Source organism: Cryobacterium sp. MP_3.1 (genome assembly GCF_035984795.1).
Classification (GTDB): Bacteria; Actinomycetota; Actinomycetes; order Actinomycetales; family Microbacteriaceae; genus Cryobacterium; species Cryobacterium zongtaii.
This window is the reverse complement of the sequence record NZ_JAXCHV010000028.1, coordinates 1-24,816: the sequence shown is the minus strand read 5'-3', so window position 1 is coordinate 24,816 and position 24,816 is coordinate 1. Positions and strand designations below refer to the sequence as shown.

General features: G+C 69.7%; 27 protein-coding genes. 15 read left to right on the top strand and 12 right to left on the bottom strand.

The features are described 5' to 3' along the window. Positions 1-125: 125 nt before the first annotated feature. The 3 genes from RCH12_RS14915 (at position 126) to RCH12_RS14905 (ending at position 3,302) form a co-directional block, all read left to right on the top strand. Positions 126-1,214: a hypothetical protein gene (locus tag RCH12_RS14915; protein WP_134480994.1), complete on the top strand. Its 1,089-nt coding sequence runs from the start codon at positions 126-128 to the stop codon at positions 1,212-1,214. Between the two features lie 38 nt (positions 1,215-1,252). Continuing rightward, positions 1,253-2,272: a hypothetical protein gene (locus RCH12_RS14910; protein WP_327017379.1), complete on the top strand. Its 1,020-nt coding sequence runs from the start codon at positions 1,253-1,255 to the stop codon at positions 2,270-2,272. 67 nt (positions 2,273-2,339) lie between these two features. Then, positions 2,340-3,302 carry a hypothetical protein gene (locus RCH12_RS14905; RefSeq protein WP_327017378.1) on the top strand — a complete coding sequence of 321 codons (963 nt, stop codon included), beginning with the start codon at positions 2,340-2,342 and terminating at the stop codon, positions 3,300-3,302. A 5-nt stretch (positions 3,303-3,307) separates the two neighbouring features. On the opposite strand, the gene RCH12_RS14900 is transcribed toward RCH12_RS14905, so the two are convergent. Next, a complete protein-coding gene (locus RCH12_RS14900; protein ID WP_327017377.1) occupies positions 3,308-3,949 on the bottom strand; it encodes a TetR/AcrR family transcriptional regulator in 642 nt (213 codons plus the stop codon). 84 nt (positions 3,950-4,033) lie between these two features. On the opposite strand from RCH12_RS14900, the gene RCH12_RS14895 reads away from it, so the two are divergent. The 4 genes from RCH12_RS14895 to RCH12_RS14880 are packed head-to-tail and all read left to right on the top strand — an operon-like array spanning position 4,034 to position 6,930. After that, the gene (locus RCH12_RS14895; RefSeq protein WP_088457248.1) at positions 4,034-5,029 is read left to right on the top strand and encodes an ATP-binding cassette domain-containing protein; all 996 of its coding nucleotides are present in this window, start codon (positions 4,034-4,036) and stop codon (positions 5,027-5,029) included. Then, the gene (locus RCH12_RS14890) at positions 5,026-5,868 is read left to right on the top strand and encodes an ABC transporter permease (protein ID WP_088457247.1); all 843 of its coding nucleotides are present in this window, start codon (positions 5,026-5,028) and stop codon (positions 5,866-5,868) included. The genes RCH12_RS14895 and RCH12_RS14890 overlap by 4 nt, the downstream gene beginning before the upstream one ends. Positions 5,869-5,902: 34 nt before the next feature. After that, positions 5,903-6,289 (top strand): VOC family protein, encoded by a 387-nt coding sequence (locus tag RCH12_RS14885; protein WP_088457246.1) that lies wholly within the window; start codon positions 5,903-5,905, stop codon positions 6,287-6,289. A gap of 5 nt (positions 6,290-6,294) precedes the next feature. Beyond that, complete coding sequence (locus RCH12_RS14880) at positions 6,295-6,930, top strand: GyrI-like domain-containing protein (protein ID WP_327017376.1); 636 nt, start codon at positions 6,295-6,297, stop codon at positions 6,928-6,930. Positions 6,931-7,053: 123 nt separating this feature from the next. Here the strand turns inward: RCH12_RS14880 and RCH12_RS14875 are convergent, their stop codons facing one another. Continuing rightward, positions 7,054-7,851, bottom strand: coding sequence for a LysR family substrate-binding domain-containing protein (locus RCH12_RS14875; RefSeq protein WP_103430495.1), 798 nt, complete (start codon positions 7,849-7,851; stop codon positions 7,054-7,056). A gap of 131 nt (positions 7,852-7,982) precedes the next feature. Here RCH12_RS14875 and RCH12_RS14870 point away from each other — a divergent pair, with 131 nt between their 5' ends. Further along, positions 7,983-8,423: a DUF5997 family protein gene (locus tag RCH12_RS14870; RefSeq protein WP_088457244.1), complete on the top strand. Its 441-nt coding sequence runs from the start codon at positions 7,983-7,985 to the stop codon at positions 8,421-8,423. A 106-nt stretch (positions 8,424-8,529) separates the two neighbouring features. On the opposite strand, the gene RCH12_RS14865 is transcribed toward RCH12_RS14870, so the two are convergent. Beyond that, positions 8,530-9,207: an alpha/beta hydrolase gene (locus RCH12_RS14865; RefSeq protein ID WP_103459125.1), complete on the bottom strand. Its 678-nt coding sequence runs from the start codon at positions 9,205-9,207 to the stop codon at positions 8,530-8,532. A gap of 202 nt (positions 9,208-9,409) precedes the next feature. On the opposite strand from RCH12_RS14865, the gene RCH12_RS14860 reads away from it, so the two are divergent. Further along, positions 9,410-9,997, top strand: coding sequence for an NUDIX hydrolase family protein (locus tag RCH12_RS14860; RefSeq protein WP_088457242.1), 588 nt, complete (start codon positions 9,410-9,412; stop codon positions 9,995-9,997). Between the two features lie 60 nt (positions 9,998-10,057). Here the strand turns inward: RCH12_RS14860 and RCH12_RS14855 are convergent, their stop codons facing one another. From RCH12_RS14855 to RCH12_RS14835, 5 genes are all read right to left on the bottom strand, one after another. Beyond that, the gene (locus RCH12_RS14855) at positions 10,058-11,026 is read right to left on the bottom strand and encodes a nucleoside hydrolase (RefSeq protein WP_134408149.1); all 969 of its coding nucleotides are present in this window, start codon (positions 11,024-11,026) and stop codon (positions 10,058-10,060) included. Positions 11,027-11,124: 98 nt separating this feature from the next. After that, complete coding sequence (locus RCH12_RS14850; RefSeq protein WP_088457240.1) at positions 11,125-11,616, bottom strand: GNAT family N-acetyltransferase; 492 nt, start codon at positions 11,614-11,616, stop codon at positions 11,125-11,127. 253 nt (positions 11,617-11,869) lie between these two features. Continuing rightward, positions 11,870-13,414 (bottom strand): DEAD/DEAH box helicase, encoded by a 1,545-nt coding sequence (locus RCH12_RS14845; RefSeq protein WP_327017375.1) that lies wholly within the window; start codon positions 13,412-13,414, stop codon positions 11,870-11,872. Positions 13,415-13,725: 311 nt separating this feature from the next. Further along, positions 13,726-14,361 (bottom strand): DUF1684 domain-containing protein, encoded by a 636-nt coding sequence (locus tag RCH12_RS14840; protein WP_088457238.1) that lies wholly within the window; start codon positions 14,359-14,361, stop codon positions 13,726-13,728. A 4-nt stretch (positions 14,362-14,365) separates the two neighbouring features. Beyond that, positions 14,366-14,917: a hypothetical protein gene (locus tag RCH12_RS14835; protein WP_088457237.1), complete on the bottom strand. Its 552-nt coding sequence runs from the start codon at positions 14,915-14,917 to the stop codon at positions 14,366-14,368. Positions 14,918-14,960: 43 nt separating this feature from the next. Between RCH12_RS14835 and RCH12_RS14830 the strand changes: the two genes are divergently transcribed. From RCH12_RS14830 to RCH12_RS14815, 4 genes are all read left to right on the top strand, one after another. Continuing rightward, positions 14,961-15,407 carry an EVE domain-containing protein gene (locus RCH12_RS14830; RefSeq protein WP_241979989.1) on the top strand — a complete coding sequence of 149 codons (447 nt, stop codon included), beginning with the start codon at positions 14,961-14,963 and terminating at the stop codon, positions 15,405-15,407. Between the two features lie 225 nt (positions 15,408-15,632). After that, a complete protein-coding gene (locus tag RCH12_RS14825) occupies positions 15,633-16,898 on the top strand; it encodes a hypothetical protein (protein ID WP_327017374.1) in 1,266 nt (421 codons plus the stop codon). A gap of 132 nt (positions 16,899-17,030) precedes the next feature. Continuing rightward, a complete protein-coding gene (locus RCH12_RS14820; protein WP_327017373.1) occupies positions 17,031-17,594 on the top strand; it encodes a hypothetical protein in 564 nt (187 codons plus the stop codon). Between the two features lie 127 nt (positions 17,595-17,721). Then, positions 17,722-18,024, top strand: a complete 303-nt coding sequence (locus tag RCH12_RS14815; RefSeq protein ID WP_327017372.1) for a DUF427 domain-containing protein — start codon at positions 17,722-17,724, stop codon at positions 18,022-18,024. Between the two features lie 264 nt (positions 18,025-18,288). Here the strand turns inward: RCH12_RS14815 and RCH12_RS14810 are convergent, their stop codons facing one another. From RCH12_RS14810 to RCH12_RS14800, 3 genes are all read right to left on the bottom strand, one after another. Beyond that, positions 18,289-18,780 carry a SprT-like domain-containing protein gene (locus tag RCH12_RS14810; protein WP_327017371.1) on the bottom strand — a complete coding sequence of 164 codons (492 nt, stop codon included), beginning with the start codon at positions 18,778-18,780 and terminating at the stop codon, positions 18,289-18,291. After that, positions 18,780-19,940 carry a PQQ-dependent sugar dehydrogenase gene (locus tag RCH12_RS14805; protein WP_327017370.1) on the bottom strand — a complete coding sequence of 387 codons (1,161 nt, stop codon included), beginning with the start codon at positions 19,938-19,940 and terminating at the stop codon, positions 18,780-18,782. The genes RCH12_RS14810 and RCH12_RS14805 overlap by 1 nt, the downstream gene beginning before the upstream one ends. A 79-nt stretch (positions 19,941-20,019) precedes the next feature. Next, complete coding sequence (locus RCH12_RS14800; protein WP_241983633.1) at positions 20,020-20,412, bottom strand: hypothetical protein; 393 nt, start codon at positions 20,410-20,412, stop codon at positions 20,020-20,022. 387 nt (positions 20,413-20,799) lie between these two features. Here RCH12_RS14800 and RCH12_RS14795 point away from each other — a divergent pair, with 387 nt between their 5' ends. Further along, on the top strand, positions 20,800-22,581 hold the full coding sequence (locus RCH12_RS14795) for a CotH kinase family protein (protein WP_327017369.1): 1,782 nt from the start codon (positions 20,800-20,802) through the stop codon (positions 22,579-22,581). Between the two features lie 100 nt (positions 22,582-22,681). Next, positions 22,682-23,593, top strand: coding sequence for a metallophosphoesterase family protein (locus RCH12_RS14790; RefSeq protein ID WP_166788786.1), 912 nt, complete (start codon positions 22,682-22,684; stop codon positions 23,591-23,593). A gap of 38 nt (positions 23,594-23,631) precedes the next feature. On the opposite strand, the gene RCH12_RS14785 is transcribed toward RCH12_RS14790, so the two are convergent. Beyond that, positions 23,632-24,501, bottom strand: coding sequence for a spermidine synthase (locus RCH12_RS14785; protein WP_088457228.1), 870 nt, complete (start codon positions 24,499-24,501; stop codon positions 23,632-23,634). Positions 24,502-24,816: the final 315 nt, after the last annotated feature.

Below are 24,816 nucleotides of genomic sequence, written 5' to 3'. Positions count from 1 at the left end.
CGGTTCTACGTCGCCCGCGCGGCGATGAGGGCGCGGGCGAGCCGCTCGACCAGCGCGTAGGGCACCGGGCGTTTCAGCGGAAACAGCACCGTGTCCTTCTCGCGCTGACCGGGCAAGGCCGGCGGATGCCCGGGGCCGGATCGGCCGGATGGTGGCAGGATGTGCGCATCAATGACGGGAGTCTCGTGGCACAGGCGCGGCGTGACGATGACCCGTACGAGCGCGCCCTGACCGATCCGGACTTTCTGCGCGCCGTGACCGCGGCCCACCGGGGCCACTGGCCGGTGCTCGACGCGCTCTGGTGGTGCAGGCATCCCGCCGAGGCGGCCCCGAGCGGCAGCCCCTCACCCGTCGCCCGGCTGAGCAGCCTGCAACGCCGGTTGTTCGCGGCGGATGGCGACGCGGCCGGCGACGGTGCCGTGGCCGATGCCGTGCGTGAGCTGGAAGCGGAGATCGGGGAAGAACGGGCGAACATCGGCGCGGCGCTCGCTGCAGCGCACGCGGGTCGCGAGCCGCCGGACACCGAGTCGCCGGCCATCGAGCGGCCGGGCACCGAGTCGTCCGGCACCGAGCAGCCGGCCACCGAGTTGCCGGCCACCGGGACGCCGTTCGCTCCTCACGTCGTCGTCGGCAGCAGTATCGTCGGCAGCACGCCCCGGTGGGTGCCTCCGCGCCGCCGCCTGCTGCTGGGCGCCGGCCTGGTCGGAGCGTTGCTGCTCGGAGCCCTCGTGGGCAGCCAGGTGACCAGCGCCAGTCGGTCCGGCGCCCCGGAACCCACCCCCACCGCAACCAGCACCCGCACCCCGACCGTGCCGGTGCTGGCGGCCCAGGTCTTCGCCCGGGTCCAGACCGGCCAAGACATCCCGCGGGTGCCGCTGCCGGGGGCCTACGACCCCGCCTCGTTCAGATATCTCGGCTCGTCGGGGTGGCGGGACGTCGATGCCAACGGCGTGACGGATTCGCCCTACTACGCCGCGCGCGGTGCGTCGAACACGATCTGCCTCGTGGCGATGCCCGAGGGCGCCGGCTATCTCACCACCTGTACCCTCGAGGCGGACTTTCCCCGGGGCGGCCTCCGCCTGTCCTGGCAGAGCAGCGACGTTCTTCCGGTGGAAGAGAACGGCCGGACAGCGATGGTGATGGACATCACGGTGACTTGGATGCGGGACTCGACGATCGAGACGCGGGGCACCGGCCGGGCGCTGGTCCCCTGAAGCCGGCCGCGGGGTGTGACAGGCTGGGTGCAACAATGATGGGGGTTTCATTGGTTGAGAACGTCTACGACGACCCGTATGACCAGGCGCTGGCTGATCAGCGCTTCCTGGCGGCGGCGACCGCGGCCCATACCGGTCGGTGGAACCTGCTCGATGCGCTCTGGTGGGAGTGGCACCCTGAAGACCCCGCCCCGAGCGGGAGCCCGTCGCCCATCCACCGGCTGCGGGAGCTGCAACGCCGGGTCTTCGCGGCGTATGGCGACGCTGCCGGCGACCACGCTGTGGCCCAGGTCGTGCGGGAGCTCGAGGCCGAGATCGTGGCCGAACGCTCGGCCGCGACGGACGCGATCACCGCCGCCCACGCTGACCTCAGGCGCCGCACGGCCGACCCGGAGCCGACCGCCCCGACAGCCGACGGCCCGCCGCACCTCGACCCGACCGAGGGCACCGGCGACTCACCCGCATCGGCGACACCCGCCGAGGTCCCGACCGGGCGCACCGCGCGCCGACGGTTGCTGCCCTCCGCGATCGTGGCCGTGGCCCTGGTCGCGGCAGCCGTGATCGGCGCGGTGTTGGGCAGCCGGCTCACCGAGGCGGCCTTGTCGCCGGCGCCGTCCGCGAGCGCCACCGCCGAGACACCCGGCAACCCGGCGGCGCTGTTCGCGCAGGCGCAGCGTCCGGAGGACATCCCCGCGCAGGCGATGTCCGCCACCTTCGAGCCGGACTCCTTCAGATACCTGGGCTCGGCGGGGTGGGCGGAGGACCCGAACCTGGTGGGGCGGTCACCGTTCTACGCGGTGCGGGCGAGCGGCAGCCTGATCTGCCTCGTTGCGATTCCGGAGGGCAGCGGCTACCTGTCGACCTGCGCCCTCGAGTCCGAATATCCGTCGATCGGGTTGCGCCTGTCCTGGGAGAGCGCTGACTACCTCGCGCAGTTGCCGCCGGACTTCTACGTGGAGGACGAGATGGGCGACATGATCGGTGATGTCACCGTGATCTGGGGCCGCACGGGTGAGGTCACCTCGGAAATGACGCTCCGCTCGCCCACCGGCCCGTAGCCCCCCACCGGGGTGAGCGCACCGCCGGTCCGTGTGTCAGGCTGTGCCCAGCGATGAGGGGGACCCAGTGGCACAGCACTACGACGACCTGTACGACCTGGCGCTGAACGACCCCGAATTCCTCGAGGCGGTGCGCTCTCACCACGCCGGGAGCTGGGACGTTCTCGACGCGCTGTGGTGGGCGTCGCATCCGCTCGACACGTCGCCGGGCGGCTTGCTCGCGCCGCTGGCCCGAGTGCGTGCTCTGCAACACCGGGTGTTCGCGGCGGACGCCGACGCCGCGGGCGATCATCGGGTGCACGAGGACCTGCGCAGGCTCGAGGCCGAGATCATTCGGGAGACCGGCGCCATCGATGCGGCCGTGATCGCTGCGCAGACGGGTGTCGGCGCGGCGCTCGCCGGAGCCGACAACCTGGGTGGCCCCGGAGACACCGCCGAACCCGACGCGGTCGGCGAAGCGGATGACTGGCCGGCGGCGGATGCGCCTCGTCACGCCCCGGCGCGACGGCGGTTGTTGCTCATCGGCGGCCTCACCGCCGCGGTGCTGGTGGGCGTGATCGTCGGCGGACAGTTTTCCGCCGGCACCGTGCCGGGCGGCGCGCCCGCGCCGGCGCCCTCGACCACGGATGCCAGCACTTCACCACCCCTCGCGCTGTCGGCCTTCCGGCGGGAGCAGACGCCGGAGGACCTGCCCGCGATCCCGCTCCCCGAGGTGTTTGACCCGCCGACCCTGCGGCAACTGGGTTCGATGGGCTCGGTCGAGGCGGGATCCGTGCCGCAGCTGGTCTACTACGTCGCCCGCACGACCTCGAACATGGTCTGCCTGATCGTGGTGCCCCAGACCCTGGACTATTTGTCGACGTGCACCCTGGAGCAGGAGTTCCCGGCGACGGGGTTGCGGCTGTACTGGCGGGCGGAGGGGATCTTCTCGTCGCCGGTCGACGGCTCCCTGACGGGCCCGCTGAATACCTACCTCACCTGGCGACCCGACGGGAGCGTGGAGGTGGGCTCAGAGGCAGCGGTCGGCTGAGGCGGCTACAGCCCCTGCTCCACCATGTCGATCACCCGGGTGATCAGGGTCTGCTTCACAGGGTCCGGCAGGGCCCGCAGCGGCCCGTCGATGAACAGTTCCGCCAGCCCGTGCACGGCAGACCAGGCCAGGAACTCCGCCGCCGGCCGGCGCTCGGCCGGCAGTAGACCCTCGGTCATCAGATCATCGAGCGCGACGGTGAGCAGCTGGAACGGGGTGAGGCCGCGCTCGCCGGCGCGCGCGGAGCTGGTGGCGCTCTCCAGGTCCGACGACGCCGAGAACGCGGTCTTGAATCGGCCGGGCTCCTCAAGGGCGAAACGCAGGTACCCGGTGCCCACGGCGCGAAAGCGCAGCCGGGCCGACTCTGTCGCGTCCGTCGCGGGGATGCGCGCCTGATCGGCCTCGATGGCCCCCGCCACCAGCGCCTGGCAGCTCGAGCACACGGCATCCAACAGCGCTTGCCGGTCAGCGAAATGCCGGTACGCCGCGCTGGGGGTGACCCCGACCCGCCGGGTGGCCTCACGCAGCACCACAGCGGACGGCCCGCCCTCGCCGGCCAGGTCGACGCCGGCCTCGATGAGGGCGCGGCGCAGGTCGCCATGCCGGTATGAAGTTCGCGCCGGAGAATTGCCGAGACCCGTTGTCAACGCGCATCCGTTTCGTTACGATAAAAGCTCACATGTGCACAACGTACACATATCAGTGTAGCCATCCGACGGCAGGGGTATGGCATGACAATCATCGAAGCCTTCGGGCTTACCAAGACCTACAAATCCAAGTCCGGACCGGTGCACGCGCTCGCCGGACTCGACCTGACCGTGCCGCGCGGCACCGTCAAGGCGATCCTCGGTCCCAACGGCGCCGGCAAGACCACGGTGGTCAAAATCCTGACCACCCTCATCCGGCCCGACACCGGCACCGCTGTCGTGGACGGCATCAACGTGCTCGAGGACCCGAAGGCGGTGCGCAGCATCATCGGGGTTTCCGGCCAGTACGCGGCCGTCGACGAGAACCTCACCGGCTTCGAGAACCTCGAAATGGTGGGCCGGCTCTACCACCTCGGCGGCGCGGCCTCCCGGCGGCGGGCGCAGGAGCTGATCGACCTGTTCGAGCTCACCGCGGCCGGTAACCGGCCGGTGAAGGGCTTCTCCGGCGGCATGCGGCGACGCATCGACCTGGCCGGCGCCCTGGTGTTCAACCCCAAGATCCTCTTCCTCGACGAACCGACCACCGGGCTCGACCCGCGCAGCCGGATTGCGCTGTGGGGCGTGATCAACAAGCTCGTCGACAACGGCACCACGGTGCTGCTCACCACCCAGTACCTCGAGGAGGCCGACCAGCTGGCCGACAGTATCGCGGTCATCGACTATGGCAAGGTCATCGCCGAGGGCACCTCCGACGAGCTCAAGGCGCAGATCGGCGGCCACCGGGTGGTGATCGCCCTGGTCGACGCGGCCGACGCCCCCGCCGCCCGCGAGGTGCTCGCCCGGTACGGAGCGGGTGAACCGCAGGTTTCCAGCGACAGACGCGGCCTCGACGTGGCCGTGACCGACGGCCCGCCGGCGCTGCAACAGGTGCTCGCCGACCTGCGTACCGCCGGCATCCAACTGCACGACGCCGGCATGCGCCGGCCCACTCTCGATGACGTGTTCCTCAAGCTCACCGGGCACAAGGCCGACATGGCGGCGGGCGAAAACGAAGACGACAAGATGGAGAAGGTGAAATGACCGCCACCGCCACCCGGCCCGCCCCGGCGCCGCCCACCTGGAACCCGCTGTCGCTGTGGTACTCGGACGGCTGGACGACCACCAAGCGCAACCTCATCAAGATCAAGCGCACCCCGGACATGCTGGTGTTCGCCGTCATCCAGCCGATCATGTTCGTGCTGCTGTTCAGCCAGGTGTACGCCGGCGCCATCGCGGTGCAGGGTACCGACTACGTGCAGTTCCTGATGGCCGGCATTTTCGCCCAGACGGTGGTGTTCGGCTCCACCTTCTCCGGGTCGGCCATGGCCCAGGACCTCAAGGACGGCATCATCGACAGGTTCCGCAGCCTGCCGATGAGCTCGTCGGCGGTGCTGGTCGGCCGCACCAACGGTGACCTGGTGCTCAACACCATCTCGATGATCATCATGATGGCAACCGGCTTCCTGGTCGGCTGGCGGGTGAACTCGTCGATGGGCGAGTTCTTCGCCGGACTCGGGCTATTGCTGCTGTTCAGCTATGCGTTCAGCTGGGTCATGGCGCTGCTGGGCATGAGCGTGCGCTCACCCGAGGTGATCAACAACGCCTCGTTCATCATCCTGTTCCCGATCACCTTCATCTCCAACGCGTTCGTGCCGATCGAGACCCTGCCCGACCCGTTGCGGGTCTTCGCGGAACTCAACCCGGTGTCAGCGCTCGTGCAGGCCGCCCGCGAACTCTTCGGCAACGAGGGCAGTGCTCCGGTGCCGGATGTCTGGACGCTGCAGAATCCAGTGCTGACCGTGCTCATCGGGGTTGTTGTGCTGCTCGTGGTGTTTGTGCCATTGTGCATCCGTAAGTTCGCCTCGATCAGCTCCCGCTGACCGGGTTCGGAAACTCAACCAGAGGGAGCTGATCATGACAACATCAGAACTGACCTACCTGCGTGGCTTCAGCGGGTTCGCCGTGCCGGACCTGGAGGCAGCCCGCGGCTTCTACCGGGATGTGCTCGGACTCGACGTCGTGGACAACCCGATGGGCCTGCTGGAAATCACCCTGCCGGGCGGCGCGATGGTGATCGTCTACCCCAAAGAGGACCACGAACCCGCGGTGTTCACCATCCTCAACCTCGCAGTGGCCGACATCGAGCTGTCGGTGGATGCCCTGGTGGAACGTGGTGTGGAAATGCTGCGCTACGACGGCTTCGAGCAGGACGAGCGGGGAATCGTACGCGGCGGCGGGATGCCAACCGGCGGCTGGTTCGCCGACCCGGCCGGCAACGTCATCGCAGTGATGGAAGCCTGATTTTGGTGACCGAGGTCGCGACCGCGCCGTACGACGTGAAGCGAGAACTGCGCGCAGTGTACGCCCCGAAGAACCGGGACTGGGAGACGCTGGTGGTGCCGCCGCAAAGCTTCCTCGCCGTGGACGGGTCGGGGAATCCGAACACGGCGCCGGCCTACGTCGAGGCCGTCGAGGCGCTCTACGCGGTGTCGTACACGGTGAAGTTCACCAGCAAGCGCGGTGGCGGCCGCGACCTGGTGGTGGGCCCGCTGGAGGGGCTCTGGTACGCCGACGACGCATCCGTGTTCAGTGCCCGCGACAAGGCCGCGTGGAGCTGGACCATGCTGATCAGCCAACCGGACTGGGTGAGCGACGGGGCGATCGAGGAGGCCATCACGGCGGCCCGCGGCAAGAAGAAGACGCTGCCCGCCCTCGACCGGGTGCGCATAGAGCGGCTCGACGAGGGACTCTGCGCGCAGCTGCTGCACGTGGGCTCCTACGACGACGAGGCGCCGGCGCTGGCCCGGCTGCACGGCGAGGTTCTCCCGCAGGCGGGCCTCCGCGAGCGCGGCCGGCACCACGAGGTCTACCTGGGCGACCCGCGCCGCGTCGCGCCGGAGAAGCTGCGCACGGTGGTGCGGCAGCCGGTGTCGCTCGCGTAATTGCGCGACCCACTTCCGCGAGTTGCCCACCTGCGGACGAGTTGCCCCGGTGCGCCGGGGCAACTCGTCCGCAGCGGGGCATCTCGGGGGTGGTGTTCCCCGCGGGGACGTGCGGGAGGCGGGTCAGCGACCGCCGCGGCGCTTGCCGGCCTGCGGGCTGGGGGAGTTGCGGGTGCGGCCGGCGCTCTGCGTCTTGCGCGCGGTGGCCGGTTTGGCCGCCGCAGCCGCGGCGCGCACTGCTTTGGCGGCGGCCTTGGCCTTGGCGGTCTTCTTTTCCTTCTTCACGGGCTCGTCGCCGGCCGCGACCGCGTTGGTGCGTGAGCTGTCCGGGGTGCGGCCGCGCACGATGCCGATGAACTCCTCCACGTCGGGCGTGGTGTCAACCGTGCGCCAGGCCAGTGCGATGCGGCTCTCGGCGGTGTCCTCCACCGGCTTGGAGACGACATCCTTGCGGCTGTGCAGGCGGGCCACCGAGTGCGGCAGGATGACGATGCCCACGCCGGCGGCGACCAGTTCCATGGTCTCGTCCATGTCGCGCATCGGCGGCAGCGGGCGGCGGCTGCCGTCGCGCACCTCAACGGCCGCGTCGCGCCACTCGGGGACGTCGTCGGGATCCTGCAGCAAGTGCTCGTCGACCAGGTCGGCCACGACCACGCTGTCGGCGTCGGCCAGGAAGTGATCCTTCGCCATCACCAGCACGGGGATCTCGTTGTACAGGTTGATCAGGCTCAGGCCGTCTTCATCGATGGGCAGGCGCACCAGGCTCACGTCGGCGCGGCCGTCGCGCAGAACGAGCTCCTGATCGGCGATGCTGGTGCGGAAGACCGAGAGCTCGACCTCCGGGCGCCGCTCGGCCCAGATGCGGGTCCATTTGGTGGGGGTGACCCCGGCGACGAAGGCAATGGAAAAGGTCACCGGCATCCTCTCGTGTGCAAAATCAGTGTGGGTGGTGGCTCCGCGGGCGCGTGCGACGTGCCGGCGGCGGGCCGTTTTGGTGGTGTCCGGGCGCAGGACACCGAAACCATAGTGCTCTCAGGCTATACGCTGGAACCATGAGCGAGAAGAAGCCCCAGACCATGAAGCCGGCCACGGCTGCCCAGAAGCTCGGGATTCTGCTCGAAGCAGCACCCGAGGAGTTCCAGTCCACGCCGGTGTCCCGCACCGAGCTGGCCGCCCTCGAGGCGAACCCGCCGGAGTGGCTCACCCAGCTGCGCGCCAACGGCCCGCACCCCAAGCAGGTCGTCGCCGCCAAGCTCGGCGTGTCGATCTCAGGCCTGGTGCGCGGTGAGGTCACCGAGCCGCTGACCAGCGCCGAGATCCAGGCACTGCTGCAGCAGCCGCCGGCCTGGCTCGTCACAGAGCGCGCCACCCAGTTCGAGGTGCGCGAGGAGCAGATCCGCGTGAAGGACCGCGATGCTGAGAAGGCCCGCAAGAAGGCGCACGCCGAGCGTTTCGCCGCACAGAACGAGAAGGCCGCCCGCAAGAACTCCTAGCTCTCTGGTTTCACCGAGTTGCCCCGCCCCGGACGAGTTGCTCCATTGGGACGGGGCAATTCGTCCGTTCGGGGGCACGTCGGGGCATCCGTGCTGGGGTGCGCCGTCAGGCGGTCGGCACCGCCGGCGTCGCCGGAGCCGCGTACTGCTCGCGCAGGAACGCGACGATCTCGCCGAGTTCGGCCTGCGAGATGGAATGGCCCATTCCCTCGTAGATGCCCTCGGTGAGTGTGGAGTGCGCCGGCAGCCAGGCTTGGGTGCGGGCGACAGCGCCCTCGGGGATCACCGGGTCCAGAGTGCCGCGGCCCCAGAACACCGGCGGCGCGAGCTCTTTGAGCCGTGCGTCGCCCGGATGCGTGCCGCTGCCGATGAACCCGGACAACTGCACCGCGAACGCGAACCGTTCCGGCGCGTGCCGCATCAGCTGCAGCGTCATGGCGCCGCCCTGCGAGAAGCCGAGCAGGCCGATGGACGTGGGCTGCTCGGGGAGGGCGTCGAGCCACTCGATGATGCCGAGCGCTGCCGCGTCGAGAGCGTCACCGACGGGATCGCCGGGCACCCCGATGGGAAACCACGACCAACCCTGACCGGCCGGCAGTGGCGCCCGCAGCGCCGCGATCGTCGGCTGCAGCGGCAGGTGCGGGGCCAGCGCGAACAGGTCGCCCTCGGTCGACCCATAGCCGTGCAGCACCAGCAGCAGCGGGCGCCCCACCCGGTCGGGTGCGGCGGCCGACCACAGCACGGCGGCCGGATCGATCGGCTCGGGGCGGATGCTGGTGGCCATGTGTCGGTTCCTCACGTCGGTGTCGACGCAGGTAAAGCGCCGACTCCCTCAATCCTTCCACGCCCGCCCGAGACCCGCGGGGTCTCGCGAACTAAGACCTAAGGCCCACGAAAGTGCCTTTTCTCACAGCTCGCGGGGTCGGGGCGGGCGGACTCGCGGACCCCGGTGGTGCATCCGCGGCTCTCGTGAGTGAGAATGAACTATGAGCGTGCGCACCCCTGACCCCGATCCGGACTGGACGCCTGGCGGGGATGACGCACCGCCGCCCAACTCGAACCCGGGTTGGCTGAGCGATGTCGAGCTCGCCGAGATCCGCCAGCGGCTGCCGCTGCTGTACGTCGAGGCCGTGCCCGTGCGCGTCGACGGTCTGGGCCAGGTCGTCGAGGTCGGTGTGCTGCTGCGCGCCACCCCCGAGGGCAAAATGACCCGCACCCTGGTCTCCGGCCGGGTGCTCTACGGCGAGACCCTGCGCGACGCCCTGTTCCGGCACCTCGAGAAGGACCTCGGCCCGATGGCGTTCCCGCAGCTGCCGCCGAGCCCGGTGCCGTACTCGGTTGCCGAGTACTTCCCGATGCCCGGCATCACCGCGTTCACGGATGACCGCCAGCACGCCGTGTCGCTGGCCTACGTCGTGCCCGTCACCGGCACCTGCGACCCCCGCCAGGATGCCCTCGAGCTCACCTGGATGACCCCGGAGGAGGCGGCCACCGACGCCGTCTCGGCCGAGATGGAAGGCGGCCGCGGTGGCCTCCTGCGCATGGCCCTGGCCTCGGTCGGCGCCCTGCGCTGACCCCCGCATCCGCGAACTGTGACCTAAGCACCTTCGCGGGCGAGTTTTTGGGCTTTTCTCTCAGTTCGCGAGGGGGGAGAGGCCCAGGGTGTCGAGGAACAGGCGGGCAAAGCGTGGGGCGTCCACGTCCAGGGCGACCTCCACGACCTCCCAGGTGCCCGCGGTGCCGTGCAGGATGTCTTCGCCCACCCGGCGACGCTGGTCCACGATGGTCTGGCCGCGACCGTACCCGGTGAGCTCCACCCGCACGGGCAACAGTCGGGTGGTCAGCGCATCCGGGTCGACGAGCGCGCAAAGCGCCCCGGCGTCACCGATCAGCCCGGTGTACTCGGCCGCGCTGTTCTCGCTGCGGGCGACCCGGTTCGCCAGCAGCGCTCCGACCACCCGCCCGTAGCCGGAGTCGCCGCTCTCCAGCGCGGTGGCCAGGTCGCGGTCAACGCTCACCTGGTTGAAGACGTCCAGCCCGTACATGAAGGTGGGGATGCCCGCGTCGAGTACGATCGCCGCCGCCTCGGGGTCGTGCCACACGTTGAACTCGGCCACGGCAGTGGCGTTGCCCACGCTGGCCGAGCCGCCCATGAACACGATCCGTTCGATGTTCTCGGCCAGGTCGGGGTACTGGCGCAGCAGCAGCGCGAGGTTGGTCTGCGGGGCCAGTGCCACCACGGTCACCGGGCGGGGGCTGTCGGTGATGAGCCGGCGCATCAGCTCGACGGCGTTGACCGGCGCCGGCGTGCGCTCGCCCGGCGGCAGGTGCACGGTGCCCAGACCGCCCTCGCCGTGCACGTGCGACGCGCTGCGGGCCGGCGAGATCAACGGACGGCGGGCGCCGGCCGCGACCGGGATGTCGGGAGCTCCGGCGACATCGAGGATCCGCAGGGTGTTCTCCACGACCCGCTCGAGTGAGGCGTTGCCGGCGACACAGCTGATGCCGAGCACCTCGATGTCGGGGTGGGCGACGGCGAAGAGGATGGCGAGGGCATCATCGACGCCGGTGTCGACGTCGAGGATCACAGGAATCGTAGGCATCCCCTGATTTTACGGTGCCGGGCGTGGCTGGTGGGCGCGCGAAAGCCCGACCCCGCTGGGCGGGATCGGGCTCGGCTCAGGGCCTGGGTGGCCGGCTGCTAACGCTCGAGGCGCACCTCGCGGAATGGTTCGCCCAGCACCTCTTCGGTGCGCTCCTGGCCGTCGGGCAGGTAGCCGTTACGGGCGTAGAAGCGGTGCGCGCGGGGGTTGTCCGCGGCGACCCAGAGGTAGGTGGGGCCGGGATCGACGACGGCGTCGAAGAGGGCCTGGCCGATGCCGGTGCCCTGGTGGGCCTGCAGCAGGTAGACGAAGTAGAGCTCGTGCTCGGTGGGCTTGCCGGCGTCGCGGCCAGGGCCGCTGCCGGCGAAACCGACGATCTCGCCGTCGAGTTCAGCCACGACGTGGCGGTATCCGGGGCCCTGCACCGAGAAGCGGCGCCACATTTGGGCAAGGCGTTCCGGGTGCAGCTGCGACAGTGCAGCCTGGCTGAGGATGTGGTCATAGGATTCGTGCCAGCAAGCCGCGTGGACGCGGCCCAGGCTGTCGGCATCCGTCTCGGTGACGGGCCGAACAACAACGGTGGTGTTCATACTTCGACCCTAACCCCGGCCACCGACCCCGCCGAACCATCCAGCCGCCGGCCCCGCCCTGCCCCTCGCCGGCCCGGCCCGAGCGCTACTCCTGCACTTTCAAGGGATGCGCCGGTGGCACCCCAGAATCACGCGGCGGAACCCCGGCCGGGCAGAGCTCTGCAGGAGTTATGCAGCCAGGGCCGGGGAACGACGAACGGGCCGGCCCCGTGAGGGGCCGGCCCGTTCGGGTCGTACAAGCAGTACGGGCTGACTAGCCCTGCGCGCGGCGCGGAGCCGAGCGACGGGCGCCGCCGCCGGTGGAACCGGAGCCGCGCACCAGTCCGCAGACCTGAAGGCCACCGGAGCGGCCGGAGCCGCCGGTGCCCGAACCTGAACCACCCGTGCGGGGAGCGTGGCTGCGGCCGGAGGAGGCCGGACGCTCGGTGCGGTCGCGACGGGCGCCACCGGCGGCGACGGCATCGCCGCTGCGGCCGCCACGGCCACCGGCGTCGCGTGAACCGCGGCCGCCGTTGTCGCGCTCGTCACGGTTGACGCGCTTGCGCTGGGCGTTGGCGCCCTGCGAGCGGCCGCCCTGCGACTGGCCGTGCGGCTGCTCGACACGCGGCACCGGCTTGACGTACGCGGCCACGTCACCGGTGAGGGCGACAACGGCGGGCGACGACGCGTTCACGCGCTGCGGGGTCACCGTGATGGCGGCCTTGCGCAGCAGCTGGTCGGTGTCGCGCTTCTGCGCGGGCAGCACGATGGTGACGACGTCACCGGCGCTGCCGGCGCGGGCGGTACGGCCCGAGCGGTGCAGGTACGCCTTGTGCTCTGCAGGCGGGTCGACGTGGATGACGAGTTCGATGTCGTCAACGTGCACGCCTCGGGCGGCCACGTCGGTGGCGACGAGAACCTTCACGTCGCCGGCGCTGAACGCGGCGAGGTTGCGGTCACGGGCCACCTGCGACAGGTTGCCGTGCAGGTCGACGGAGGGGATGCCCGCATCCGTCAGCGCCTTGGCCAGCTTCTTGGCGTGGTGCTTGGTGCGCATGAAGAGGATGCGGCGACCGCTGCCCGAAGCGAGCTTCTCGATGAGCTCCTTCTTGCTGTCGGCGCCATCGACCTCGAACACGTGGTGGGTCATCGCGGAGACGTGGCTGGTGGCCTCGTCGACGGAGTGCAGAACCTCGTTGTGCAGGAACCGGCGCACGATCTTGTCCACGCCGTTGTCGAGCGTGGCCGAGAACAGCAGGCGCTGGCCGCTGGACGGGGTCTTGTCCAGGATGCGCGTGACGACGGGCAGGAAGCCCAGGTCGGCCATGTGGTCGGCCTCGTCGAGCACGGTGATCTCAACGGAGTCGAGGTTCACGAAGCCCTGCTTCATGAGGTCCTCGAGGCGGCCGGGGCAGGCCACGACGATGTCGACGCCGGCCTTGAGCGCGGCGACCTGACGGTTCTGCGAGACGCCGCCGAAGATGGTGGTGGTGTTCAGGCCGTAGGCCTCGGCGAGGGGGGTGAGCGCCGCGGTGATCTGGGTGGCCAGCTCGCGGGTCGGCGCGAGGATCAGGCCGAGCGGGCGGCCCGGGCGGCGCTTGCCGCCGGCGAGCTTGCCGCCGAGGCGGGACACCATCGGGATGGAGAAGGCCAGGGTCTTGCCGGAGCCGGTCTTACCGCGGCCGAGGACGTCGCGGCCCTTGAGGGTGTCGGGCAGGGTGTCGACCTGGATCGGGAACGGGCTGTCGATGCCCTGCGAGGTGAGCACGGCAACGAGGGGAGCGGGCACGCCAAGCGCGCCAAAGGAAGTTTCAGACAAAGTGGTGCCTTTCGGGGCATCAGTCTCCTCGCTCGAACCGGTGACGCACAGAGCGACGGCCGGAGCCAGGAGGATTCACATGGCGAAGGTGCCGATGGGCACATCCGTTCGCCGTAAGAAAGTTTCATTCGGAAATCGAGAGGGCCGCCAGCAACGAGTCATACTCGGGCGAGGCGGCCGTCGATAAGAAGAGGGCGTTCTACGACGCAGTGAGCGCAACTACGCACTCACAAGTACCCCTACTCTAGCGGATGCTGTCAAGCGCGCAGCCAGAATCCAGCCGTATCAGGGGCTGGCCGGGACTTTCGACTCTAGTCTCTGGGCAGGTACAGTTCGCCGACCGGCACCTCGGCGGTGACGATGTTGCCGGCCTGCGGCAACGGGCAGGCCCACATCGGGTCGTACGCGCAGGACGGGTTGTACGCGAAGTTGAAGTCCAGGATCAGGCTGTCGTCGCCGGTGCCCGGGCCGAGGTCGGCGCCCTTGATGGTGTCCAGCAGGTAGCGGCCGCCGCCGTAGGTGCCGCCGGACTTACCCGCGAGGGCGTCCTTGAGCGGCAGGAACAGGCCGCCGCCGTAGCTGGCGAGCCGCCAGAGGTCGAGGGAGCCGATGTAGGGCAGCCGCACGGAGCCGACCAGGTCGAACGGCACGACACCGTCGGTGCCGGTCTCCACCGTGATGCGCAGCGGCTCCGCTGCCCGGTGCACCTCCACCTCGAAGCGCCAGTCCGGGTCGTAAGCTGCGACGGTGAGCCCGGTGAACGCGGCCCTGTCGTCCGGCAGCAGCGGCGACGCCGGATGCCCGGCGAAGAGTTCATCGCGCCCGGAGCGCCAGAGTTCGTGGCCGGCGGCCGGCTTGCGCGCGCTCAGCTGCCGCACCCCGCCGTAAAGCCCGAACACGCGGCGGCGCCAGTCGGCGATCTGCAGGGCTCCGATGCTTGTGCTCATACCGTCAGGCTAACCCGTCGTTCCCGTCAGGGCCCTCGGCCGCGCCCGCGGCCACGAATGCGGGATCGTCGGCGCCCAGGTCGTACTGCCAGGTGGGCGCCAGGGCCTTGAGTCGACGCATCCGCAGCTGCCAGAACGCCCAGAGGCCGGGCCACACCGCCAGAGTGGCCGGACCGGCGGAGAAGATCAGCTGGTCGCGGTAGAGGGTCTTGCCGGTGCCGGCCGGGTCGGGGGAGATGGCCATGCGGTGGTCCCAGTGCGTGAGCGTCTTCATCGCGCCGGAGACGCCGTTGCCGGTGTCGTGCACGATGCGCACGCCGTCCGGGGTGGTGCGCATCTCCAGCCGGATCATCTGCTCGCCCAGCGGCACCAGGCCCAGACCGCTCATGGTCACCGGGTGCTCTCCCGGCGTCCAGCGGGTGGGGAAGCCTTCCGTTTCGAGGGAGGCGATGCTCATCAGCGGGCCGCTGACCTCGCGGAACACCGTGGGGCTCGCCAGAGCCCGCCAGGCGGCATCCGGGGTGCAGTCGAGGATCTCTTTCAGCAGTACGCGCATGCTCTCAGTCTGTGCTGTCAGAGCGATGCAGTACAACTGGTACGTGGCGATTCGGTACTGGCTCGGGGTGGTGCAGCAGGAGTATGTGCTGCGGAGCGTCGCCATGGGCCTGGCCCAGATGAACTTCGCCGCCCGCGAGATCCTCGAAAGCATGAACGAATCCGATGGGCTGGTCTACTACTCGCCCAAGACCGAATTCGAGGGGGAGCGACTGCGGCAGTTCACGGCGATCGGCTATGTCAGCGACAACGTGGTGGTGCAGGTGGGTGACTCCGGCAGCGAGTACCGGCCCTGGCGGCGACGGGTGCAGTACGACCCGGCCGCCGAGCCCGCGTCGATCCGGCCGCTGCTGAAGGTGCTCGACCTCACCCGCGACGACCCCGACTGGGGCCGGCAGTTGCGCCGAGGGCTGCTGGAGATCAGCCGGCACGACTTCGAGCTGATCCGGGCGCAGATGCGCCGGCCCAGCGCCGACGACCGCCGCCGCTAGCCGCGCGGCCTCGCCGCCCGCCCGTGCCTCGCGCCCGTGAGGCTTCGTTGCACCTCGTATGGCTGGCCGCGCCCGCTATAGCGGGCGCGCTGGGCCGCAGGAGGTGCAGTGAGCAGCTCGGGGTGGTCTCGGGGCGGTCCCGCGCCCTCCGGGCGCCGTCCGAAACGCGCCCGGGACCGGCCTGCCACCAGCCATTCCACCAGCTTCGCTCAATAGGATGGCCGCATGACTGATGCTTTGTGGTGGCTCCCGTCCGTCATCGTCCTCGGCGTGGTCGTGGGCGTCATCTGGCTGTTCGTGTCGGCGTCCCGGCGCAAGGCCCGCGGCATCCGTGCGGCCGAGATCGCCGAGATCGCCGAACGAGAGCGCGCCGCGGCGATCAGCCTGGTGCGGGCGGATGACCTCATCGAGGCCGCCACCGATGAGCTCGGTTTCGCGATCGCCCAGTTCGGTGAACGAGCCACAGCCGACTTCGCCGACGCCCTCACCGCGTCCAGGCGCCAGCTGCGCGAGGCCTTCGCGCTGAAACACCAGCTCGATGACAGCGACCCGGACACCGACGCGCAGGTCCGCCAGTGGACCGAGAAGATCACCCGTCTCGCCGACGAGGCCACCGCCCGCCTCGACGCGCAGACGCGCAATTTTGATACCAAACGGGTCGTCGAGCAGAACGCTCCGCTGCAACTCGAGCGGCTGCGACGCCGCCTCGACCGCGCGAACGACCGGCTGGCCGGCGGCGCCGCCACCCTCAACCGGCTCGCCACCAGCTACTCCGCGTCGGCGCTCGCCTCGATCAGCGGCAACGTCGAGCGCGCCCGTACCGCCATTGATGTGGGCCTCAGGGCCGCGGATGCCGCCGACGCGCGCCTGGCGGCCGGGGCCACGGAACCGGTCGGCGAGCAGGTCAGCGCCGCCGAGCACGCCCTGTTCACCGCCTCGGCGCTGCTGGACGCCATTGAAACCGGTGAGGACGAGCTGCACGTGGGTTTCGCCAGCCTGGGCACGGCCCTTGCCGTGGCCGAGACCGAACTCGCCGAGGCGCGCGCCCTGCGCGACCGGCACGAGGAGTCCGACGCCAGCGCCGACCTCAACCGGGTGATCGCCGCCGCGGATGCGGTCGTGGCTGAGCTGCGCCGTCCCGGCCGGGTGAGCGACCCGTCCGCCGACCTCGCCCGGCTGCGCGAGGCCCTCGACGGCCTCGACGTCACCCGCTCCGAGGCCCGCAACCGGCAGCTGCGCCGCGACAACGCCCGCGAGGCCTACGTGGGCGCCCGGCTGGCCGCTCGCAGTCAAATCGGCATCACCCGCGACTTCATCACCGCCAACCGCGCCCGGGTCGGCGCCGGCGCCCGCACCCGTCTGGCCGAGGCCGAACGCCAGCTCGCCCTCGCCGAGGCCGAGGCCGACCCGGTGGCCGCGCTCGACGCCGCCCGCCGGGCCATGACCCACGCCACCGACGCCGACGCCCTCGCGCACTACGACGCCCGCTAGCTCGCCGAGTTGCCCACCTGCGGTCGAGATGCCCCAGTGCGCGGGGGCACCTCGTCCGCACCGGGGCAACTCGGGCGGTAGCGGCCGGAACGCGTCGCCCGGTGAGTGCACCCCGCCCGGTATTCTGAACCGGTGAGCGACGCCGAGCCCCAGATCAAGTACCAGGTCCGATTCGACTGGGGCCTCGCCGGCTTCCAGGCCCTCGCGGCCGATGCCGACGTCATAGTGCTCGCCGATGCCCTGCCCACGGTGGATGTCGCGCGCGGCTTCCCCACCCGGCTCGCCGCCCACACCGTGATCGTCGCCGATCTCAGCACCAGCACCCTCGTGGCCGACTGGGCGCTCGCCCGCCAGACCGAGAAGGGTGACCGCTTCTCGGTGGCGGTCGTCGCGGTGGGGGAGCGCCGTGCCGACGGCACCACCCGCTTCGCCATGGAAGACCTGCTCGTGGCCGGCGCCGTGATCGACGCCCTCGCCGAACGGGGCATCGACCACTGCTCACCCGAAGCCGCCGCAGCGGCCGCGAGCTTCGTGGGCCTCAAGCGCGCCGTGAAGCACCTGGTCAAGGCCTCCGAAACCGGCCAGGCCCTCGCCGCCGCCGGCCAGGTACCCATCGCACCGGATGGCCCGGCTCCGGTCGCGGGGGCTGGACCCGAGGGCCTTACGGTCGTCACCGAGTTCATCTTCCCCGCCTGACCGGTCCGTTCGGAGCATTCCGGCGAAGACCGCCGGGAATGCGGATGCGCCGACCGGCGTTTCACCGGTCACGCGTATCTGACTGCGCGGCCCCGCCCATCCGCACCACCCGCTTAAGGAGCCCGCAATGAAGGCAGTACTCAACGGCACGATCGTGGCCGAGGCCGCGCAGGAAGACCTGATCAAGATCGAGGGCAACTGGTACTTCCCGCCGTCGAGCATCACCGCGGGCCTCCTCACCGAAACGGACACCGCGTACACGTGCTCGTGGAAGGGCGAGTGCCAGTACTTCACCGTGAGCGACGGCACGTCCAGCGTCACCGACGGGGCCTTCAGCTACCCCACCCCCACCCCGAGCTCGTTCGACCGGGTCGGCCAGGACTACAGCGGCTACGTCGCGTTCTGGAAGGATCTCAAGGTCGTCGAGTAGCGCCCGCCCGCAGCACGCGGCGTATCCGTGGCGCGCTGTCCACGTCCCGCTCCTAACTGTTACCGGTGCGGACAATCGCGCCCGGTGTGCCGGTAACATTTGTCCGCTTCGGTAACAGTTCGGTTGCTTCGTCGCGCCGTTACGGCGGATGCACTGGGTCGCCGGGCGTTCGGGATGCCGCGGTGCGTGAATGTGCACCGCACGCCAGCGCCCAACACCACATGCCACCGCGTGGCGCCCGGAGCCCGCGCCCCGACCAGCGGGTCAGCGGGCGGCGGCGGCGGCCCGGCGTCGGGTGGCCGGGGTGATCTCGCGCCGGGTCCAGGTGATCACGTGCGCGGCGGTGAAGCCGCGGCCGCACAGCCCGCAGGCCAGCGGACGGGTGGGTTGGCGGTACCGGTAGTGAGTGTGGCCGGCGGAGCAGGTGCCCACCCACGGCGCCAGGTCGTCGGCGATCTCGCCGTCGTGGGTGCGCTTGCCGTCGTAGCCGAACCCGAAGGCCACGCTCCGCCAGACGGGGCCGTGCCCGGCCCGGGCGCCGGCCAGGGCGTGCGCCACCTCGTGCAGCAGGATTTGGTGGATCTCGTCGTCGCCGTACCGGGCGGCCAGGTATCGGGACACGGTGATCTTCTTGGCGGTGAAGTTGCACAGCCCGGCGCGCTTCTTGGCGTTGTCGAAGTCGAAGGACCAGCTGGGGTCAAGGTGCAGGGCTATCAGCGCGTCCGCCCAGTGGCGCACCCGAACCAGGTCGGCCATCAGGGCCCCACCTGCACCTGGTAAAGACGGTCGTCGCCGGGGGAGGGGGCGCCGCGGCCATCCGTATTGTTGCTCACGAACCACAGTGTGCCATCCGGCCCGGACACCACATCGCGCAGGCGCCCGAAGCTGTTGACAAACCACCCGTCGACGGTGCCTGTGGAGGGATCGACGCGCCACAGCCGTTCGCCGCGGAGCGCGGCCAGAAACAGGGTGTCGTTCACCACGGCTAGGCCGCTCGGGCTGGCCTCATCGGTGGACCACTGCTGCACGGGGTCGATGAAGCCGGCGCCGCCGCCTGCACCCTCCGCCTCGGGCCAACCGTAGTTGCCGCCGGCGGTGATCAGGTTGAGCTCGTCCCAGGTGTTCTGACCGAATTCGCTGGCCCAGAGCTGCCCGGACGAGTCCCAGGCGAGGCCCTGCGGGTTACGGTGGCCGTACGAGTAGACCAGGCTGCCGAACGGGTTGTCGGCCGGGGCCTGCCCGGTAGGGGTCATGCGCAGGATCTTGCCGCCCAGCGACCCGAGGTCCTGCGCGTTGCCGGACTCGCCCGCGTCGCCGACGGTGGCGTAGAGCAGGCCGTCCGGGCCGAACCCGATGCGCCCGCCGTTGTGGTTGCTTGCCGCGGGGATGCCGCTGAGCACCGTCTCCGGCTCGCCGAGACCGAGGCCGCCCGCGGTGCCGGTCAGCGGCATCCGCACGATGCGGTTGTCGGATGCGGCGGTGAAGTACGCGTAGACCCAACCGGCATCGGGGGTGGCCGGGTCGGCCGCGCCGTCGCCCGCGGCCAGGAACGCCAGCCCGAGCAGCCCGCCCTCGCCCACCGGTTCGACCCGGGCGACGGTCCCGGCGTCCCGCAGGCCACCGTCCGGCAGCAGCTCGCGCACGAGGGCCGTGTCACGTTCGCTGATCAGGGTGGCGCCGTTGGGCAGGCGCAGGATCGACCACGGAGCGTCCAACCCCTCCGCGATCACGACGGGCTCACCCAGCGGACGCACCGGCACGGGCGTCGCATCCGCCGCCGGGCCGGTCGCCGCCGGAGTGGGCCGCGCCGGCGTGCTGGTGCTGGCGCTGGGCCGGGGAGCGCTCGCCGTGCAGGCGCACAGCAACGTCGCCATGCCCGCGGCGACCACGCCGGCCCAAACCCGTCTGTGATGCATATCTCCTGCAGAATGCCACGAAACTCTTGGAATTGGTCAGATCCGTGCCCGGGCACCGGGAGCGATGCGCGGTGGGACGTCAGCGCAGGGCGCGGCGCTCGCCGATGAAGGACTCCACGACGGCCACGGCGATCAGGGCGCTCTCCAGCTCATCGGGCGAGGCCCCGGACTTGTCGCGCAGGAACACGGCGGCGGTGAAGTCGGCCAGGGCGCCGTCGAGGTCGTCCTGTTCGAAGTGCACCTTGCCGCGAGTCTCCCGGGCGAACGCGGCGGTGAGGTTCCACTCGTGAGTCTCCGACTCGAGCACGCACTGGGTCAGTTCGGACGCGGCCTCCTCGAGCTTGGCCTGAAACTGCATCACCTGGGCACGGCGGATGCGGCACAGCACGAAGTCCTGCCGGTCACCGGTGAACCGGGCCTGGCGCAACGCCTGGTTGGCGATCTCGAACGCCTCGTCGAGGCGATCGAGCAAGCGCAGCAGGGTGACCTTCTCGTTCAGCGCCGAGAGGCTGCGGAGTTGGCCGAGGTCGTCGAGACGTTCTGCGGCGGCAGGAAGGTCGACTTTTTCCCGGAGGGTGACGGCGTCGTAGCCAGTGATGATGGTCAGGATGATGTCCTTGACAGGGCGGCCGTGGGGTGCCGCGGGGAGGTCGGGTTCCCCTCCAGAGTAACCCCGGTGGCGAGGCGCTGACGCCCGATCGGGGGTATGTCCCGAGCTTTCATCTGCGCAAGAGGCATGAGAGATCCTCAGGTTAGGCGTATGGTGTGCCACCAGACGGGCATCGTCGTCAACGCCGACGCCGACTCGCTATCCGGCTTATGTCCCCGTGTTGAGGGGACCACACGAAAGGCCTCTCCAATGCAGATACAGTCTCGCGAGGGCCTAGCCCTGCGAGCGTTGGTCGTCATCATGACCGCCGCCCTCACCATCACCCTCGTCAATGTCGGTGACCCGACACACGCCACCGCAGCACCACAGACACCGAACCTGCCTACCCTGAACATCACCCTCAGCGACCCAGACGCCTCGCGCAACACGCTGAGCTACGTGCACGCATCCAAAGACAATAAGGTCGCGACAACGATGACTGTCGAGGACCCTGCCGGGGTGAACAGCATCTCGGTGCCGGCTCTCGGCGAGATCAAGGGCCGTGGCAACTACACCTGGAACCTGGCCACAAAGCCGTACCAGATCAAGTTCGAGCAGAACACCGCTGTTCTGGGCATGGCCCCGTCGAAGACGTGGATTCTTCTCGCGAACGCCGCCGATGCGTCGCTGATGCGCAACAAGGCCGCCTTCGAGCTGGCCACGTCAATCGGGCTGGCCTACTCGCCCGAGTCCAGATGGGTCGACCTCCGGGTCAACGGCGCCTACCTCGGCAACTATTTGATCAGCGAGAAGACCGAGGTCAAGACGAACCGCGTGGACCTCACTGACCCGACGGGCGTGATGGTCGAGTTGGACAACAACTATGGCCTGGCCGAGCCCTACAACTTCCGAACCGCGACCAGTAGGTCACTGTTCGTCCTGAAGGACTCGAAGGCCGGCGTTCCGGACGGGGGTCCGCTTCCAGCCGAGACCCAGGCCGGCTGGAACGACATCCAGAACACCCTGAACAGGGTGGACGCGATCCTGGCGGCGCCGCAGGTCGACTGGGTGGCGCTGAGCGCCCTGATCGACGTTGACTCGTTCGTCAAGTTCTATTACGTGTTCGAACAGACAGCCAATCCTGAGATCACGCAGTCAAGCGTCTACTTCTACAAAAACGGACCTGCCAGCAAGCTGTTCGCCGGACCGGTGTGGGACTTCGATAGCGCGTTGGGCAACTACGACCGCGCGCTGCATCTCGGCTCGGATCCGCAGGCCGACTACGCGAAGAATGCGCAGATTCTGCGGCAGCAGGGCAACGGCTTCTACTTCGACCTGTTCCGTTCCAAGGAATTCGTCCAGCGCGCCAACGAGCTGTGGCAAGCGGGTATCTCCCACGAGGTCGGTCTGATGCCTGCCAAGATCACCCGCTGGGAGAGCGAAATCGCGGCCTCCGCCGCTGCGAACTTCGCCGTGTGGCCCATTCTGGGCACGCCGACGCTACTGATCGCCGGTTTCGGCAAGAACTACCACAGCACCTACGCCGGCGAGGTCGGCTACCTCCGCGACTGGCTCGCCACGCGCGCCACGATGCTGATCAAGGAACAGGGCGCCACACCGATGCTCCGGTACAAGGCCCACCTGCAGGATGTCGGCTGGCAGCGCAAAGTGAACACCGGCCAGGTAGGGGGCACCCTTGGCCAGTTCAGGCAGATGGAATCGCTCGTCGTCGAGACGCCGGGATCCCCTGCGGTCGCGAACATCGAGGCCAACGCCCACGTTCAGAACATCGGCTGGATGGGTTGGCGTCCTACCTCCAACATCGGGACGACCGGGCGAGCCCTGCAGATGGAGGGAATCCAGTTCCGCCTGACCGGGGAGCTGGCCTCCCAGTACGACATCTCGTACCGCACCCACGTGCAGGACATCGGCTGGCAGCCGTGGGTGAGCAATGGTGCCTCTGCGGGCACGACCGGTCAGTCCAAGCAAATCGAGGCGATCCAGGTGCGCCTGCTGGCCAAGGCAACGCCCACCCTTCCGGCGCTGCCCTAGGGAGCGACGAAGTGTTGAGCCGAATTGGGGTCTGTCACACGTGAGGACTCGGAAGACGAGAGCAGTGGATGGCCGAAGCGCCCGCCGCACAGTGGCGGGCGTGGTCGCCTCCGCGGCTGCTGTTCTCGTCCTGGCCGGATGCGTATTCGTTCCCCCGGCCAATTCCGACCCGAGACCCTCCGAAAGCATCGAACCGTCTCCGCCACCGCCGACCCGGTTGGCGCTGATCTCCGACTTCGGGACGTGCGACGCCGGAGAACAATGGACGGCGGATCAGGTCGCCTCCTGGGGCGTTGACGCCATCGTGACCGCCGGAGACAACACCCAGAACGAAGTCGACTGCACTCCGTATGCCGAATCGGTCTGGGGCTACTTCGAGCAAGGCGAGGGCGGGCGGGGCGCGCCACCTCTGTGGCCCACGCTCGGCAACCACGACTACTCCGATGTGGGTGCCGGCCTCGACGCCTATCGTGCGGCCTTCCCGTACCTCAGCACGGCCGCCGACGAGCAGCAGCGCTGGTACACACAGGATATCGGCGACGTCACCCTGATCGTGCTGGACAGCGAGACCACCCCAGAGGAGTTGGAGATCCAGCGGGGCTGGTTGAAGGAAACACTCACTGACCAGCGTGCCGAGCGACCGGATGCCTGGAACGTGGTGCTGTTCCACCGCCCCGCCTACACCTCCGGCGTCCACGAAGACAACCGGGAGATGCGGCCCACCGCTGGCTGGGACTACGCCGGGTGGGGGGCCGATATTGTCATCGCGGGCCATCAGCACATCTATGAGGACGTCGTGGTCGATGGTCTGCACTACCTCACAGCCGGCATCGGGGGTACGGCCAACACCCGGGTGTGTCCCGTCGAACTGCGAGAGGGAAGTCGGCTCTGCCTGGAGGGGACCGGGGCGAGCGTGATCGAGGCGACGGCCGATGAGTTCGTGCTCCAGTACTACCGGCCCGATGCGGAGGGCACGGCAACGCTGGGGGACACCATCCGGCTCAGCCGCTAGCGCGCTGGCCTGGTCCTGAGAACCGTGAGCGAGGGCGCTCAGTTGCCGATCTGGAACACGGTGCGGCCGGGCAGCGGCGACGGCGTGGCGGTAGCATCCGTGGACACCGACGCGGCCGACATGAACTGGGCCAGCTCGGCGCCCTCGACGACCTTGGCCGGATGCGGGCCGCCGGCCAGCAGCCGCGGCACCCAGTGCAGGTCGAGCGGGGTGTGCGCGGCCACGAAGACGATGTTGCCGAACCGGCGCCCCTTGAGCACCTGCGTCTCGGCGAGGCCGATGACGTGCCCGAACACGGCCGACAGCGTGGCGGCCTGGCTGCGGGCGAACGCGAGGCCCGGCCCATCCGCCACGTTCACCGCGAGCACACCGCGCGGCGACAGCAGCGGAGCGGCCAGCTCGTAGAACTCCCTGCTGGTCACGTGCGCCGGGGTGCGGGCGCCCGAGAAGATGTCGACGACCACGAGGTCCACCGAGCCGTGCAGCCCAGCGGGCAACTTGCCCAGCACCTCGCGGGCGTCACCGTGCCGCACCCGCAGGTTGGCGCGCTTGTCCCAGGGCAGTTCGGCGCGTACGAAGTCGATGAGGTCGCTCTCGATCTCCACCACCTGCTGGCGGGAGCCGGGCCGGGTCGCCTCCACATAGCGGGGCAGGGTGAGCGCGCCGGCGCCGAGGTGCACGGCCGTGATGGCCTCGCCAGGGTCGCCGATCAGGTCGATGACGTGCCCGATGCGCTGGATGTACTCGAAGAACAACTCGTCGGGGTTGTCGATGTTCACGTGCGACTGCGGGGTGCCGTCCACCACCAGCTGGTAGCTGCCCGGCGTGAACCGGTCCGGCTCGATGACGGCCTGGTGCCCGCTCAGTTTCAGTGTGATCGTCGGATGTTCGTGCTCGCCCCTGCTCATCCCCCCAGTCTGACAGCCCCGCGCATCCGTGCGCCGACTTGTGCCACAAGCACCCGTAGCGGGCCCGGAAGGGGCGCTTTGCGGCAAATCGCGCAGAACCCGCCCCCCGACTTGCGCCGCATGCACCCTTAGCGGGCGCTGAAGGGGTACTTTGCGGCAAATCGGGAGCCACGATGCGGCCGTCGCTGAGCTGAGTTGCCAGTTGACGCCCCCACAGAGGCGGCAAAGTCAAGTGGTGGATGCAACGGGTCGGGTTTCTAGGCTGCGGTGAGCAGTTCGGCGAGGCGTTGGGTTGGGGTAGCCATGTTGAGCGTG